This window comes from Rhizobium sp. NPDC090275, assembly GCF_044772225.1.
GTDB lineage: Bacteria > Pseudomonadota > Alphaproteobacteria > Rhizobiales > Rhizobiaceae > Rhizobium.
Map to the genome: position 1 here is coordinate 87,862 of NZ_JBIVYL010000010.1, position 14,131 is coordinate 101,992.

15 protein-coding genes and 1 pseudogene are annotated in these 14,131 nt (G+C 60.9%); 8 read left to right on the forward strand and 8 right to left on the reverse strand.

Going from position 1 to position 14,131, the window contains the following annotated elements:
• Positions 1–8: 8 nt before the first annotated feature.
• Positions 9–752 carry a LuxR family transcriptional regulator gene (locus ACIQUB_RS23525; protein ID WP_113238179.1) on the reverse strand — a complete coding sequence of 248 codons (744 nt, stop codon included), beginning with the start codon at positions 750–752 and terminating at the stop codon, positions 9–11.
• A 326-nt stretch (positions 753–1,078) separates the two neighbouring features.
• On the opposite strand from ACIQUB_RS23525, the gene ACIQUB_RS23530 reads away from it, so the two are divergent.
• The 3 genes from ACIQUB_RS23530 (at position 1,079) to ACIQUB_RS23540 (ending at position 5,365) form a co-directional block, all read left to right on the forward strand.
• The gene (locus ACIQUB_RS23530) at positions 1,079–2,842 is read left to right on the forward strand and encodes a glucan ABC transporter ATP-binding protein/ permease (RefSeq protein ID WP_112942725.1); all 1,764 of its coding nucleotides are present in this window, start codon (positions 1,079–1,081) and stop codon (positions 2,840–2,842) included.
• A gap of 112 nt (positions 2,843–2,954) precedes the next feature.
• Entirely contained in the window at positions 2,955–3,308 is a 354-nt protein-coding gene (locus tag ACIQUB_RS23535) for a VOC family protein (RefSeq protein WP_113238180.1), read from the forward strand.
• A gap of 170 nt (positions 3,309–3,478) precedes the next feature.
• On the forward strand, positions 3,479–5,365 hold the full coding sequence (locus tag ACIQUB_RS23540) for an MFS transporter (protein ID WP_113238181.1): 1,887 nt from the start codon (positions 3,479–3,481) through the stop codon (positions 5,363–5,365).
• A 52-nt stretch (positions 5,366–5,417) separates the two neighbouring features.
• Here ACIQUB_RS23540 and ACIQUB_RS23545 read toward each other — a convergent pair.
• The 3 genes and pseudogenes from ACIQUB_RS23545 to leuB all read right to left on the reverse strand — a co-directional run.
• A pseudogene (locus ACIQUB_RS23545) lies at positions 5,418–6,146 on the reverse strand (phosphatase PAP2 family protein); the annotation flags it as partial.
• Between the two features lie 82 nt (positions 6,147–6,228).
• Positions 6,229–6,990, reverse strand: coding sequence for a phosphatase PAP2 family protein (locus ACIQUB_RS23550; protein WP_113238183.1), 762 nt, complete (start codon positions 6,988–6,990; stop codon positions 6,229–6,231).
• A 119-nt stretch (positions 6,991–7,109) separates the two neighbouring features.
• On the reverse strand, positions 7,110–8,222 hold the full coding sequence (gene leuB, locus ACIQUB_RS23555; RefSeq protein WP_113238184.1) for a 3-isopropylmalate dehydrogenase: 1,113 nt from the start codon (positions 8,220–8,222) through the stop codon (positions 7,110–7,112).
• A gap of 182 nt (positions 8,223–8,404) precedes the next feature.
• On the opposite strand from leuB, the gene ACIQUB_RS23560 reads away from it, so the two are divergent.
• Together ACIQUB_RS23560 and ACIQUB_RS23565 are read left to right on the forward strand one after the other, a co-directional pair.
• On the forward strand, positions 8,405–9,337 hold the full coding sequence (locus ACIQUB_RS23560) for a pyridoxal-phosphate dependent enzyme (protein WP_113238185.1): 933 nt from the start codon (positions 8,405–8,407) through the stop codon (positions 9,335–9,337).
• Positions 9,338–9,396: 59 nt separating this feature from the next.
• Positions 9,397–9,543 (forward strand): hypothetical protein, encoded by a 147-nt coding sequence (locus ACIQUB_RS23565; protein WP_402932783.1) that lies wholly within the window; start codon positions 9,397–9,399, stop codon positions 9,541–9,543.
• Positions 9,544–9,707: 164 nt separating this feature from the next.
• Here the strand turns inward: ACIQUB_RS23565 and leuD are convergent, their stop codons facing one another.
• From leuD to ACIQUB_RS23580, 3 genes are all read right to left on the reverse strand, one after another.
• Positions 9,708–10,316 carry a 3-isopropylmalate dehydratase small subunit gene (leuD, locus tag ACIQUB_RS23570; RefSeq protein ID WP_018901042.1) on the reverse strand — a complete coding sequence of 203 codons (609 nt, stop codon included), beginning with the start codon at positions 10,314–10,316 and terminating at the stop codon, positions 9,708–9,710.
• Positions 10,317–10,443: 127 nt separating this feature from the next.
• A complete protein-coding gene (locus tag ACIQUB_RS23575) occupies positions 10,444–10,872 on the reverse strand; it encodes a glyoxalase/bleomycin resistance/extradiol dioxygenase family protein (protein WP_113238186.1) in 429 nt (142 codons plus the stop codon).
• A gap of 137 nt (positions 10,873–11,009) precedes the next feature.
• Positions 11,010–11,252, reverse strand: a complete 243-nt coding sequence (locus ACIQUB_RS23580) for a hypothetical protein (protein WP_111562683.1) — start codon at positions 11,250–11,252, stop codon at positions 11,010–11,012.
• 112 nt (positions 11,253–11,364) lie between these two features.
• On the opposite strand from ACIQUB_RS23580, the gene ACIQUB_RS23585 reads away from it, so the two are divergent.
• Together ACIQUB_RS23585 and ACIQUB_RS23590 are read left to right on the forward strand one after the other, a co-directional pair.
• On the forward strand, positions 11,365–12,288 hold the full coding sequence (locus ACIQUB_RS23585; protein WP_113238187.1) for a CoA ester lyase: 924 nt from the start codon (positions 11,365–11,367) through the stop codon (positions 12,286–12,288).
• 11 nt (positions 12,289–12,299) lie between these two features.
• Positions 12,300–12,506, forward strand: a complete 207-nt coding sequence (locus ACIQUB_RS23590) for a DUF1737 domain-containing protein (RefSeq protein WP_018901046.1) — start codon at positions 12,300–12,302, stop codon at positions 12,504–12,506.
• Between the two features lie 35 nt (positions 12,507–12,541).
• On the opposite strand, the gene ACIQUB_RS23595 is transcribed toward ACIQUB_RS23590, so the two are convergent.
• Positions 12,542–12,979, reverse strand: coding sequence for a metallopeptidase family protein (locus tag ACIQUB_RS23595; RefSeq protein ID WP_112942703.1), 438 nt, complete (start codon positions 12,977–12,979; stop codon positions 12,542–12,544).
• Positions 12,980–13,142: 163 nt separating this feature from the next.
• Here ACIQUB_RS23595 and ACIQUB_RS23600 point away from each other — a divergent pair, with 163 nt between their 5' ends.
• Complete coding sequence (locus ACIQUB_RS23600; RefSeq protein WP_113238188.1) at positions 13,143–14,093, forward strand: hypothetical protein; 951 nt, start codon at positions 13,143–13,145, stop codon at positions 14,091–14,093.
• Positions 14,094–14,131: the final 38 nt, after the last annotated feature.

The window sequence follows — 14,131 nt, forward strand, 5'->3', positions numbered from 1 at the left end:
TAAACTAGCTAGCTGATGAGCCCGTGGCGGAACGCAACAGCCACGGCGTGCTGGCGGTTCTTTGCCTTCAGCTTGTCCTGCAGGCCGTTCATGTACCAGTCGACCGTATGGTTGGAGATTTGCAACAGCTTGCCGATCTCGACCGACGTCAATCCTTCCGCGAGATACTGCAGGATTTCCATTTCGCGGCGCGTGAGCCGTGTGTCCGCACCCGACAGATCATCCGAAATAGAACCGTCTTCCCCGCGCAGTTCGAGAATGCGCCAGAACGCGCGTTTGGCTATCGCGTCGAAGAGGGTGATCTCGAGCGGAGACAAATCGACAGGCTTACCGCCAACGCGCAGATAGCCGAGCACGCCGCTTCGCCCATGGATCGGAAACATGTAGCCATCTTTCAGGCCATAGCCCGAGGCGGCTGACATAACCTGTTCCATCCGTCGGTAGTGCGGATCGTTGCGAAACGCCGCGAGGCTGTCTTTCCAGCGAAACGGCTGTTGCGCGAAAGCGAGATAACGGATCGTGGGATCGTTCAGCATGTATTTCTTGCCGACATAAACCTGCGGCCAACCCTCGGGCCACTCGCCGGCAAGCACGGCCGCGGTCAGATCTTCGCTGTGTTTCGGATACCGGAGCAATCCATGAAACTCGAAGCCATAAGACAGGACGACGTGCTTCAACTCATCGACCACCGCTTCCGGTTTCCGGCATTCTTCAAGAACGACAAGTAATTGAATTAATGAATGAATATTCACTAAAATGCCCCCATCCCATCACAGGCTTTCAAGTGAAGCCGCTGCGACAGGATTGCCCCGATAGCGAACGGTTATCGATGCAATGAAATTAGAGTTCAGAATATCGTTTATGGTTGTGCCAGTTTGACGCGACAACGCAAGGGTTAAATGTCGGGCCTTTTTATTTCACTAAGAAATTTTATCACATCTGGCACCCGCTCATGAAAACGAGCGCCGGCACGACGGCGAAACTCCAACAATGAATGCCTTGTTAATCGCCAGTTCAGATAGGTTTTTGTAGCATCGCAACATCCGCTATTTCGCAGATGCACAAAGAGGAATTCGCCGTGTCGCTTTTCAAGGTCTATGCAAGAGCTTTGCGCTATCTTGGCGCCTATAAGTTCCGCGTATCCCTGGTCGTTATCGCGAACATCGTGCTCGCAGCGATCACCATCGCCGAGCCGATCCTTTTCGGCCGCATTATAGATGCAATTTCCGGTAAAGGCGAGGTCAAGCCGATCTTGTTCATGTGGGCCGGTTTCGCCGTCTTCAACACGATCGCCTTCGTCCTGGTCGCCCGCGAGGCTGACCGGCTGGCGCATGGCCGTCGCGCGACGCTTCTGACGGAAGCTTTCGGCCGCATCATCTCCATGCCGCTCTCCTGGCATCATCAGCGTGGCACGTCCAATGCCCTGCATACGCTGCTGCGCGCCTGTGAGACCCTGTTCGGCCTCTGGCTCGAATTCATGCGCAATCACCTTGCGACCGCCGTTGCCATCGCCATCCTCATTCCGACGGCGATCTCGATGGACGTCCGTCTGTCCGGCGTGCTTGTCGTGCTCGGTATCGCCTATTGGCTGATCGGTCGTCTCGTCATGAGCCGCACGAAGGATGGCCAGGCTTCGGTCGAAAACCACTACCACACGGTTTTCTCGCACGTCAGCGACTCGATCAGCAACGTCTCGGTGCTGCACAGCTACAACCGTATCGAAGCAGAAACCAAGGCTCTGAAGTCCTTTACCGAACGCCTGCTGCAGGCCCAGTACCCGGTTCTTGACTGGTGGGCGCTGGCCGGCGCGATGAACCGCATGGCTTCGACCATCGCCATGATGATCATTCTCGTCATTGGCACCGTCATGGTCCAGGCCGGCGAGCTGCGCATCGGTGACGTCATTGCCTTCATCGGCTTTGCTAACCTCCTGATCTCGCGTCTCGACCAGATGCGCCAGTTCGCATCTCAGATTTTCGAGGCCCGTTCCAAGCTCGAGGACTTCTATGCTCTCGAAGACTCGGTCCGCGACCGCGAAGAGCCTGCCGGCAACGCCGACATCACCGACGTGAAGGGCGAAGTCGAGTTCCGCAACGTGTCGTTCCGCTTCGGCAACACGGCACAGGGCCTGCACAACGTGTCCTTCACCGCCAAGGCTGGCCAGACGGTTGCGATCGTCGGCCCGACCGGCTCGGGCAAGACCACGATGATCAACCTGCTGCAGCGCGTCTATGACCCCGACAGCGGCCAGATCCTCGTCGACGGCCACGATACGACGAAGGTCACCCGCAAGTCGCTGCGTCGCTATATCGCCACCGTGTTCCAGGACGCAGGCCTGCTCAACCGCTCGATCAGCGATAACATTCGCCTCGGCCGGGAGAACGCTTCGGATGAAGATATGCGCCGTGCGGCTGAAGCTGCCGCCGCCGCCGACTTCATCGAGACCCGCGAAGACCAGTACGACACCCATGTCGGCGAACGCGGCAACAGGCTTTCGGGTGGCGAGCGCCAGCGTGTGGCCATCGCCCGCGCCATCCTCAAGGATGCGCCGATCCTGGTGCTGGACGAGGCGACGAGCGCGCTCGACGTCGAAACGGAGAACCGCGTGAAGGCTGCGATCGACAATCTTCGTCAGAACCGCACCACCTTCATCATCGCCCACCGTCTGTCGACGGTTCGCGAAGCCGACAAGGTTCTCTTCCTCGACAACGGCCGCGTCGTTGAAGAGGGCAGCTTCGACGAACTCAGCCAGAGCAACGGCCGCTTTGCCGCACTGCTCCGCGCCAGCGGTATCCTGACGGACGAGGAAGTCCGCAAGGCACACACGACCGAAGCCGCCTAAGACAGGCGATTCACAAAAATGATCGAAGCCGGATGGTTCTGCCATCCGGCTTTTTTCTTACCTGACAGGCCCGCACGTCTAGATAATCCGGAACTTGAGCCGGGAGCCCCGTATGCAGGTCAAACGAATTGTCGCCAATATCGCGACCATCGATCAGAAGGCCGCCAGGTCTTTCTATCAGGACATCCTCGGGCTTGAGCTGCTGATGGATCACGGCTGGATAGCAACCTATGGCTCCGACCAGCAAATGGCGGTTCAGGTGAGCGTTGCCAGCGAAGGCGGCTCCGGAACACCCGTGCCGGGCCTGTCGATCGAAGTCGATGACGTCGATGAGGCATTTTCAGCCATGAGCGCCGCCGGTTTCGAAATCACCTATGGGCCGGCCGATGAGCCCTGGGGTGTACGACGCTTCTATGTCCGGGATCCCTTTGGCACCCTCGTGAACATCGTCTCGCATACAGGCTAAACTAGAGGCCTGCGCAAGGGGCGTTAGACTAAAGTCATAATCCCAAAGCCGCTCTCCGTAAGTGTGGTGTTTTCTGGCACACTTTCCTCGGGCGAACCGCGACCAGGGGTATGCTTTGAGGAGAGTATGGTCGCGCGCCGCATTTCACATCATTCTGTGGAGGACAGAACATGGCAAATGTCGCAAGCGTCGGGGGCGCGAAAGCTGGACCGATGACATCGGAGGAGAAGAAGGTCATCTTCGCCTCCTCGCTTGGCACCGTATTCGAATGGTACGACTTCTATCTCTACGGCTCGCTCGCCACTTATATCGGCGCGACCTATTTCACCCAATATCCAGAAGCCACCCGCAACATCTTCACGCTGCTGGCCTTTGCCGCCGGCTTCCTGGTGCGTCCGTTCGGCGCGCTGGTCTTCGGCCGCCTCGGCGATCTCGTCGGCCGTAAATACACCTTCCTGGTGACGATCCTGATCATGGGTCTCTCGACCTTCCTGGTCGGTATCCTTCCCGGTGCCGCCACCATCGGCATCGCCGCTCCGATCATCCTGATCGCGCTTCGCCTGTTGCAGGGCCTGGCGCTCGGCGGTGAATATGGCGGAGCCGCCACCTATGTGGCCGAGCACGCACCGAACGGACGTCGCGGCTACTTCACCTCATGGATCCAGACCACGGCCACACTCGGCCTCTTCCTGTCGCTGATCGTCATCGTCGGCGTCCAGTTCATCATGGGCAAGGAAGCCTTCGCCGCCTGGGGCTGGCGCATCCCATTCCTGGTCTCCGTCATCCTTCTCGGAGTCTCCGTCTGGATCCGCGTGCGGATGCACGAATCCCCCGCCTTCCAGAAAATGAAGGCGGAAGGCAAGGGCTCCAAGGCGCCACTGACGGAAGCGTTCGGTCAGTGGAAGAACGCCAAGATCGCCCTCATCGCCCTGCTCGGCGCCACCATGGGCCAGGCGGTCGTCTGGTACGGTGGACAGTTCTACTCGCTGTTTTTCCTGCAGAACGTTCTCAAGGTCGACCTGCAGGCAGCCAACATCATGGTCGCCGTCGCCCTCATCCTTGCCACACCATTCTTCGTCATCTTCGGCGGCCTGTCGGACAGGATCGGCCGCAAGCCGATCATCATGGCTGGCCTCCTGATCGCCGCCGTCACCTACAATCCGCTGTTCAAGGCCCTGACTTGGACCGCCAACCCGGCACTCGCCGAAGCGCAGGCCTCGGTCCGCGCGACGGTCACAGCCGATCCGGCCGACTGCAAGTTCCAGTTCAACCCGACCGGCACATCCAAGTTCACCAGCTCCTGCGACGTGGCGACAGCCTTCCTGACCAAGAACTCGGTGCCATATGATGTCGTCCCCGGCCCCGCCGGCCAGCCGGCGACGGTAAAGATCGGCGATGAAACCATCACCAGCTTCGACGCCGTCGCAGCCGGCGACAAGGCCAAGGGCCTGACGGCGGCATTCGAGAAAAGCGTCAACATCGCGCTCCACGACGGTGGCTACCCGCTGAACCGCGGCGCCATCAAGGTACCAGACGCGAAGCTCGATGCCTTCATCGCCGCCAATCCCGAGCTTGCCCTGAATGCCGATGCGATCCGAGCAGGAACCAAGGAGACGATGCCGGCCGACAAGCTGATGGCGGCCAAGCTGCTGACGGCGGATGAAGCCAACGGCGTCACCGACATGGCGGTCTACAACGTCGCCGGCGGCGGAACCTTCGCCATGGCGGCGGATCCCGCTCGCGTCAACTGGATCGGCACGATCGCCATCCTGTTCGTGCTGGTTCTCTATGTGACGATGGTCTACGGCCCGATCGCCGCACTTCTGGTCGAGCTCTTCCCGACCCGCATCCGCTACACCGGCATGTCGCTGCCCTATCACATCGGCAACGGCTGGTTCGGCGGCCTGCTGCCGGCAACGGCCTTCGCGATGAGTGCGGCCACCGGCGACATCTACTTCGGCCTCTGGTACCCGATCATCTTCGCGGCGATCACGCTTGTGATCGGCCTGATTTTCCTGCCGGAAACCAAGAACCGCGATATCCACGCAATGGATTGATCATCCCCGAGACGACAGACCACGCCCGGCGCTCCAAAGGCGCCGGGTTTTCTATGGCCGGAAACAGCCGCTTGGGCTCCGGCCAGCCGCCGGCACCGGGGCGAAACAGCAGATTATGGCGCGCATAGACAATGGCGATCATCATCGAGAACCAGCCGCCAAGCGCCAGGCCTGCGATAACGTCGCTCGGATAGTGCGCCCCCACCATCACCCGCGTCATGCCGAACCACAGCGCACAAGCGATGAACGCAATGCGATAGCGCGGAAAGAGCAGCGCGAAGGCGGCGAAGAAGGCGCCGATCGTCGTCGCGTGCCCGGATGGGAAGCTCTCGAAGGAATGGCCGGAGAAGGACGAAAACGAGAAGATGCCGTAGTCCTGGAAATGCTCCGGTCGCGCCCGTCCGATCAGCCGCTTCAGGAGATTGGCGACCAACCCCGACACCGCGATCGAGGTCAGGAGATAGCAGCCGATCCAGCTGATCCTGAGCGCCTGCAGGCGGTGGCGAATGCTTGTCGCCGTCCGCGACGACGCCCAGCCTTGAAACAGAAGGAACGCACTGACGATGATGATCCAGTCGGACTTGCCGAAATCGGTCAGCATCAGCCCGATCCTGCGAATAGCGGGCGGAACGTGATCGCCCCCAACAGGACCATCGAACAACAGAAGCGAGAGGATCACGGCGTTGACCGTGACGAACAGACAGGATTGCCAACGCAGATGCGGCATACCGTGATTGCAACGAAGCCTGCGTTTCTCAAGGGACGAGAGGAAGGATTTCATGTCTGTCGGCTGTCCGGGTCAGGGGTTGTCGATCAACAGCCAAGACCTAGCAGAAGCAGAATACAGATTTTTTACGACCGTTCTAAAGCAGGCGGCTAAGCCGCGGTATCGGCCATCCGCCATCGCGCCCGATCGAGAACGCCAGCCCGAAACGCGCAAACAGCACCGATGTGGCAAAGGCGATCCACGCACCAAGCGCCAGCCCGGCCGTAACGTCGCTTGGATAGTGCACGCCGATGATGATGCGCGTTGCGCCAAGCCATAGGCCGATCCCAATGAAGCCCAGGCGAAATCGTGGGAAGAGCAGCGCCAGCGCGACGAACAGCGCGCCGATATTGGCCGAGTGCCCGGAGGGAAAGCTCTGATGCAGGAAATCCATGTTGAATGGCGCGAAGCTGAATATGCCCTCCTGATCGTAGATCAGTGGTCGGGCGCGGCCGATCGCGAACTTCAGGAAGTTGGCGATGATGGCGGTGAACAGCACGGAAAGCGCGACATAGGCGGTCATCTGCCCGAAATAGATCATCCGGAACCGCTCGCGCACCTTCCACAGGCGCCGGCGGACCAGATAGGCAACAGCAAGAATGGTAGCGAGACCAGCGAGGATCCAAGCAAGCCTGCCGATGTCGGTGACGTCGCCCGCGATCGATATCAACGGCGCCGCCAAGTCCTTGGCGGCCAGGCCGAGCGGCCGGTCGAACACGAAAAAAGCGATGGCCACGGCGTTGATCGCGGAAAAGACAAACCCCTTCCAGGGAACCCGGCGATGGATCGTGCGGCGCGCCTGATAACGCTTTTTCAGATAGCCGCAGAAACCTGGCCCGCGATCGACACTCTCGCTCATTCCACTCCCGCTCTTTTCTCAATAGAGAAGGGAGATAGGGGCCGCGATAGCTCCCTTCAATGCAAAGGCCCTCCGCATCGTGAGATGCGAAGGGCCTGAAACGTGTTTCACGTGAAATATCAGGCAGAAAGCGCCTTGAACTCGGAAAGGATCGCCTCGCCCATCTCGACCGTGCCGACCTTCTTGGCGCCGTCGGCCATGATATCGGCGGTGCGGATGCCCTGGTCGAGCACGTTGGCAATCGCCTTTTCGAGGTTGTCGGCTTCCTTGACCATGGCGAAGGAGTAGCGCAGGCACATGGCAAACGAAGCGATCATCGCGATCGGGTTGGCAATGCCCTTGCCGGCGATGTCAGGCGCCGAACCGTGCACCGGCTCGTAGAGCGCCTTGCGCTTGCCGGTCTTGCCGTCAGGCGCGCCGAGCGAGGCCGAAGGCAGCATGCCGAGTGAACCGGTGAGCATGGCGGCAACGTCGGACAGCATGTCGCCGAACAGGTTGTCGGTGACGATGACGTCGAACTGCTTCGGCGCGCGCACCAGCTGCATGCCGCCTGCATCCGCCAGCATGTGCTCGAGCTTGACGTCGGAATACTTGTCCTTGTGCGTCGCGGTCACGACCTGGTTCCACAAGACGCCCGACTTCATGACGTTGCGCTTTTCCATGGAGCACACACGGTTCTGGCGCGTGCGGGCCATTTCGAAGGCCACGGCCGAGATGCGCTCGATTTCGTAGGTGTCGTAGACCTGCGTATCGATGGCGCGCTTCTGGCCATTGCCGAGATCGGTGATGGTCTTCGGCTCGCCGAAATAGACACCACCAGTCAGTTCGCGGATGATCAGGATATCGAGGCCTTCGACCAGCTCCGGCTTCAGCGAGGAAGCGGCAGCGAGCGCCGGGTAGCAGATGGCGGGACGCAGGTTCGCGAACAGCTCGAGATCCTTGCGCAGGCGCAGCAGGCCGGCTTCCGGGCGCACTTCATAGGGAACGTCATCCCACTTCGGGCCGCCGACGGCGCCGAAGAGAACCGCATCGGCAGCAAGCGCCTTCTGCATATCGGCTTCGGAGATCGCCGCGCCATGCGCGTCGTAAGCGCTGCCACCGACCAGACCTTCGTCGGTGACGAAGCCGGCAGACATTTCCTCGTTCATGTAAGCGATGATCTTGCGGACCTCGCCCATGGCCTCGGGACCAATGCCGTCACCCGGCAGCAGGAAAAGATTGCGCGTCGTCATGAAACCCTCCGGGAAAAACAAGTTGCGGCTTATTATCCCTCGGCAGAAGGCATTTCAAGCGATGAAGGGGCCGTTTCGGTACGGTTGGCGCCAGAGTTGAACGAACGGTTGAGCGATCGGTTGACCCGGCGATTTGCCTGGGCAACAAGAAGGGCATCGTGACCATGATCCGGAAAACGCCCATGCCCGCCGCACCGCTCCATCTCGACACCCCGCTCTTTCAGACATCCGCCGACTATAGCGCCGCAAACCGGCCGCTCTGGCTGAAGCTGGACGCGCTGCAGCCGGCGGGAAGCTTCAAGCTGCGCGGCGTCGGCAGATTGTGCCAGCACGAGGTGGAAAACGGAGCGAAAGAAATCTTCTGCGCCTCCGGCGGCAATGCCGGCATCGCCGCTGCCTATGCCGGCCGCGCGCTCGGCGTACCCGTCACCATTGTCGTGCCGGAAACCACCTCCGAGGAGGTCCGCCGCTCAATCGCCGCGACAGGCGCCGCCGTCCTTGTCCACGGTTCGGTCTTCGACGAGGCCAACGCCCATGCGGTCAATCTCGCCGCAGAGCGCAAGGCCGCCTATGTGCACCCCTTCGACCACCCGCTGCTCTGGGAAGGCCACGGCACGCTGATTGACGAAGTGGTGGCCAAGGGCGCCGAATTCGATTGCGTGATCGCCAGTGTCGGCGGCGGTGGCCTGCTTGCCGGCATCGTCGCCGGCCTGAAGCGCAACGGCCTTGATGATGTGCCCGTCATCGCCGTCGAAACCGCAGGCGCCGCATCCTTCAACGCCAGCCTAAAAGCCGGCGAACGCGTCACCCTGCCCGCCATCACCTCGATCGCCACCTCGCTCGGCGCCCGCCAGGTCGCCCAGCATGTGTTCGATCTGCCCAAGCATCATCCGATCGAGAGCGTGACGGTGAGCGACGCCGAAGCCGTCGCCGCCTGCCTGAAATTCGCCGACGCCTATCGCATCCTCGTTGAACCCGCCTGCGGCGCCGCCCTTGCCGTCGCCGACACCCACCCCGACCTCCTCGCCCGCTTCAAGAACCCGCTGATCGAGGTCTGCGGCGGCATCGGCGTGTCGCTGGAAAAGCTCAAGATGTGGAGAGAGCGCCTGCTCTGAAGCGACCGAGCCGATCAGGCGTCGCCGTCGATAGCTTTATGTTGCGCCAAGGGGTGTCCATGTCGACGCTCTGCGGCATTGACGATTGCCCGGGCTTTCTGAAGCACATCATCCAGATCGGTGCTCTCGCCGCGATCGAGCTCGGCCAACCCTTGAGCGATGTCGTCGAACGCATCCTCAAGCTCGGGCAGCGGTGGCACCTGTGATTTATCTTGGTCCGACATACCAGGCTAATCCCGCAATTCAGCGAGAGGCAGTGTAATCCAGGCTATTGCGGTGTCAAAGCACTGCAACAACGCCATCGTGCGGCCAAAGAAAAAGCCGGCGGGAGAGAACCCGCCGGCTTGATCATGCAATCCTGTCGAGGCGCTTAGGCGGCCCAGGGATGGGAAGCGGCGTTGGCCTTTTCGAACTGGTCGATTTCCTTGCCCTTTTCCATCGTCAGGCCGATATCGTCGAGACCGTTCAGCATGCAGTGACGCTTGAAGGCATCTAGATCGAACTTGATGGAGCCGCCGTCGGGACCGGTGATTTCCATGTTTTCCAGGTCGACCGTCAGGATGGCGTTGGAGCCGCGCGAGGCGTCGTCCAGCAGCTTTTCCAGGTTTTCCGGGCTGACCTTGATCGGCAGGATGCCGTTCTTGAAACAGTTGTTGTAGAAAATGTCAGCGAAGCTGGTGGAGATCACGCAGCGGATGCCGAAATCGAGCAGCGCCCACGGAGCGTGCTCGCGCGAGGAGCCGCAGCCGAAATTGTCGCCGGCGACGAGGATCTTGGCGTTCTGGTAGGCCGGCTTGTTGAGGACGAAATCCTCGTTCGGCGTGCCGTCTTCATTGTAGCGGGCTTCCGCGAAGAGACCCTTGCCGAGGCCGGTGCGCTTGATCGTCTTCAGGTAATCCTTCGGGATGATCATGTCGGTGTCGATGTTGACAACCGGCAGAGGGGCGGCGACGCCCGTCAGCTTGGTGAATTTTTCCATGGCCTGGCCTCCAGTTCGGCAGAGATAGTGTGTTGATCAGCGTTTAGTCCAGTTTCCCGGCAAAATGAAGGGGAATCTGCAGCCCCGGCCAGCGCCCTGAAGAATCAGCCGGCCGGGCGCGGCTGATCTAGCCGGCCTTGGCGGGCTCGTTCATCGCCCAGGAGACGCCGAAGGGATCGCGCAGCTGACCATAGCGATCGCCCCAGAACATGCGCTCGACGGGCATGACGACCTCGACGCCGGCCTTCACCGCCCGATCCCACCACAGATCGATATCGTCGACGACGAGCTGTAGCGAGAAACCCTGGTGCGGCCGAAAGGGGTGGCCGTGTTCGGGATAGGCGTCGCTCAGCATCAGCGAGCTGCCATTGATGTAGAGATGCACATGCATCGTGCGTCCATTTTCATCGGGCGGCACGACGAACGCCTGCTCGGCGCCGAAAGCTTCTCTGTAGAATTCCGCCGCCTTCAGCGCGCCGTCGACAGTGATGTAGGGGAGCAGCCCGTTCTTGACCGGCGGCATGGCCATCTGGCCGGTTTGCGTTTCGCTTTCCATGCAGTCCTCCATTGATGCCTAGGCGTGATGCTTGTGCCCCCACAAGCCTTGCCGCATCTAGGACGCGCGAGCAAAACGCCAGCCGACAGACCGAATGAAATAAATGCGAGACGCCAGAAGCGATCGGTGAGAGGCGATCAGAGATCGATGATCGTGCCGCGACCGTCGTTCCAGATGCGCATGGGTTGACCATCGCGCGTCTTGGACTTCGCCCTTGCGCAGACCGGAGCCGCCTTCATCTTCAGCGAGAGCGCGCGACCGACCATCAGCACCGTCAGAATGGCGCCGACGGCGAGCGTCACCGAAAAGGTGAAGAGCGCCAATGCTGCGAATGCGGTGATGCCTGCAAGCAAAAGGAAGACGGAACGAATATTCTGCATGGGTTTGAAACCTTTCTAGGAAAGGAATGTGGTCCTTCGTCTTGTCTTCTGCAAGATAAGCATGGCTTTTTGTTGTCTTGCCATCGGTCACAAAGCTTGACACACATTCGTGATGAGCCAGTCTCCCCTCACCCGTTCGATGAACCTGCGCCGCTCGGTGCTGAGCGTTCCCGCGATCAACCCTCGCGCGCTTGAAAAGACCCATCAGCTTGATTGCGATGCAGTGATCTTCGACCTCGAGGATTCCGTGGCGCCGGAGAAGAAGGCCGAAGCACGCGATAACCTGGCCACCTTCTTTCAGGGCAAACCGCTCGCGGGCAAGGAACGCATCATCCGCATCAATGGCCTCGACACCAACTGGGGCCGCGCCGACATGGAGCTCGTGAGTGTGCTTGAGCCGGATGCCGTTCTGCTGCCGAAGGTCAACGAACCGCAGGACGTCATGTCGGTCGGCGACCTTCTTGCGGATGCCGATGCACCCGACGAACTGCGAATCTGGGCGATGATCGAGACACCGCGCGGCATCCTCAATGCTGCAGCGATCGCCGAAGCCGGGCGAACTGCGGGCTCAAGGCTCGATTGCTTCGTCGTCGGCCTCAACGACCTGCGCAAGGAAACCGGCGTACTGCCGCAGCCCGGCCGGCAATATCTCGTGCCCTGGCTGATGCAGGTGATCCTCGCCGTACGCGCTTACGGCCTCTGCGCCATCGATAGCGTCTTCAACGATTTCAAGGATATCGATGGCTTCGACACCGAATGCGCCGAGGCACGCGCCATGGGCTTCGATGGAAAGATGCTGATCCATCCCGCGCAGATCGAGCCCGCCAACCGGCATTTCGGGCCGGACGCATCCGCCATCGCAGAAGCCCAAGCGATCATGAAAGCTTTCGCCGACCCCGCCACCGATGGCCTCAACGTCATCAATGTCGGCGGACGCATGATCGAACGGCTGCATCTTGTCCAGGCGGAAACTCTGGTTCATAAAGCCCGCCTGATTGCAGAACGCCAGAAGGCAAAAGGCCAGACGGCAAACTGAAAGACGATGTGATGAAGCTCTACCGCCTTCTGACCGGCCAGGACGACGCCGCCTTCTGCCACCGCGTAACCGATGCCCTTAACAAGGGCTGGTCGCTGAACGGCTCCCCGGCCATGACCTTCAACTCGCAAACCGGCCAGGTGATGTGCGCCCAGGCGATCGTCAAGCATGTCGAAGGCAAGGACTACCACCCCGACATGAAGCTCTCCGAACAGTAGGATTTGCTGCGGCGCGCGCGTGAAGACCCCGGCGCCTAGCGCTCGGCCGCCTCTTCGGCGCTCGCCTCGATCCGCTCCATGTCGTCGTCGCTGAGACCGAAATGGTGGCCGATCTCATGGATCAGCACATGGGTGATGATATCACCCAGCGTCTCGTCGTTCTCGGCCCAATAATCGAGGATCGGCCGCCTGTAGAGGCGGATGCGGTTCGGCAGCTCGCCCGTTTCCATGGTGAAGCGCTCGGAAATCCCGCGCCCCTCGAACAGGCCGAGCAGATCGAACGGCGTTTCCAGCGCCATGTCCTCGAACACCTCGTCGTCGGGGAAGTCTTCGATCTCGATCGTGAGATTGGTCGTCAGCGCACGGAATTCTTCCGGCAGGTGGCTGTAGGCCTCCATCGCCAGGGACTCGAACGTGCTGATTGTCGGAGCGTGGCGATCCTGCCAATTGTCGCTCTGGTCTATGCGAGCCATAAAAGCTCCTTTCCTTTGCCGCCCATATAGAGCCTTTGCCGCTGATTTTCGAGAGCGGAATCAAAGGCAGGAATAAATTCACATCAAACGGCTGTTGACTCTTCGGCCGAGCTCTGGAATCCATAGGAACATAATAGGAACATCCGATAGATGGAGTGACGTCGTGGCACAGTCGGCCGTGGCGCGCGAGCGGCTTTTTGCGCTCCGCGAAACCATTGCAAAGCTTGAAGGAAAACCGGTGCCCGCATTGGCGGCGGCGGAAAACCAGGCTTTGGCCGACACCGTTCTCGACAAGCCGAAGAGCGAAGACGCCCTGCGCCTGCCGCTTGGCATCCCCGCTCTGGATGAGGCACTCGACGGCGGCCTGCCGCTTGATGGCCTGACGGAAATCCGCACGACGCTGCTGCGCAATGCCGGCGCAAGCAGCGGCTTCGTTCTGGCGATCGCAGCCATGCTCCAGCACGGGCAAGAGGAGGGGGCAAACGCGCACCTGCCGATCCTCTGGATCGCCGACACGGTGGCGACGATGGAGGCCGGGCGGCCCTATGCCGTCGGCCTCCGCGATTTCGGCCTGAAGCCGCGGCTCTTCCTGCACGCCGCGCCGAAAAGGCTGGAGGATGCGTTGTGGCTGGCGGAAACCGCCGTCGAAAGCGGCGTCTTTCCAGCCACCATTCTTGAGGTTCGCGGCAATCCCACGCCCTTCGGCCTGACGGAAAGCCGCCGTCTCAACCTGCGGGCCAAGGCATCGCGCCGCCCGCTTTTCCTGTTGCGGCAAGCAGCGGAAGAAGAGGCCAGCAGCGCCATCTTCCGCTTTCTTGCCGAACCCGCGCCATCTGCGGCGCGGCCCTTGCCTGATGGTTCGATGCTGGGCGGCAGCATCGGCAATCCAATTTTTCGCATCACCCTGGAGAAGAGCCGAAACCCGGCTCCCTTCTCCATTCTTCTGGAGTGGAACCCCCATGACCGCCGGTTTTTCCCTGTCCGCCCATCAGCCAACACTCGCTTTCCAGGCGAACGCTCAGCGCATTTTGGCGCTGCACTTCCCGCATTTGCCGACCGATCGCATATCCAGGAAGAAGTGGGGTCTCGCCTGGCGTTTGCGCAATCGTCCTGAGACGCCGCCGATCGTCTGTTCCGGCCGCCACGCCAACA

Excerpts from the sequence above, each read along its gene's own strand:
- ACIQUB_RS23535 (WP_113238180.1), top strand. The coding sequence starts at position 2,955 with ATGCAGGTCAAACGAATTGTCGCCAATATCGCGACCATCGATCAGAAG.
- ACIQUB_RS23540 (WP_113238181.1), top strand. The coding sequence starts at position 3,479 with ATGGCAAATGTCGCAAGCGTCGGGGGCGCGAAAGCTGGACCGATGACA.
- ACIQUB_RS23550 (WP_113238183.1), bottom strand. The coding sequence starts at position 6,990 with ATGAGCGAGAGTGTCGATCGCGGGCCAGGTTTCTGCGGCTATCTGAAA.
- leuB (WP_113238184.1), bottom strand. The coding sequence starts at position 8,222 with ATGACGACGCGCAATCTTTTCCTGCTGCCGGGTGACGGCATTGGTCCC.
- ACIQUB_RS23560 (WP_113238185.1), top strand. The coding sequence starts at position 8,405 with ATGCCCGCCGCACCGCTCCATCTCGACACCCCGCTCTTTCAGACATCC.
- ACIQUB_RS23565 (WP_402932783.1), top strand. The coding sequence starts at position 9,397 with ATGTCGACGCTCTGCGGCATTGACGATTGCCCGGGCTTTCTGAAGCAC.
- leuD (WP_018901042.1), bottom strand. The coding sequence starts at position 10,316 with ATGGAAAAATTCACCAAGCTGACGGGCGTCGCCGCCCCTCTGCCGGTT.
- ACIQUB_RS23575 (WP_113238186.1), bottom strand. The coding sequence starts at position 10,872 with ATGGAAAGCGAAACGCAAACCGGCCAGATGGCCATGCCGCCGGTCAAG.
- ACIQUB_RS23580 (WP_111562683.1), bottom strand. The coding sequence starts at position 11,252 with ATGCAGAATATTCGTTCCGTCTTCCTTTTGCTTGCAGGCATCACCGCA.
- ACIQUB_RS23585 (WP_113238187.1), top strand. The coding sequence starts at position 11,365 with ATGAGCCAGTCTCCCCTCACCCGTTCGATGAACCTGCGCCGCTCGGTG.
- ACIQUB_RS23590 (WP_018901046.1), top strand. The coding sequence starts at position 12,300 with ATGAAGCTCTACCGCCTTCTGACCGGCCAGGACGACGCCGCCTTCTGC.
- ACIQUB_RS23595 (WP_112942703.1), bottom strand. The coding sequence starts at position 12,979 with ATGGCTCGCATAGACCAGAGCGACAATTGGCAGGATCGCCACGCTCCG.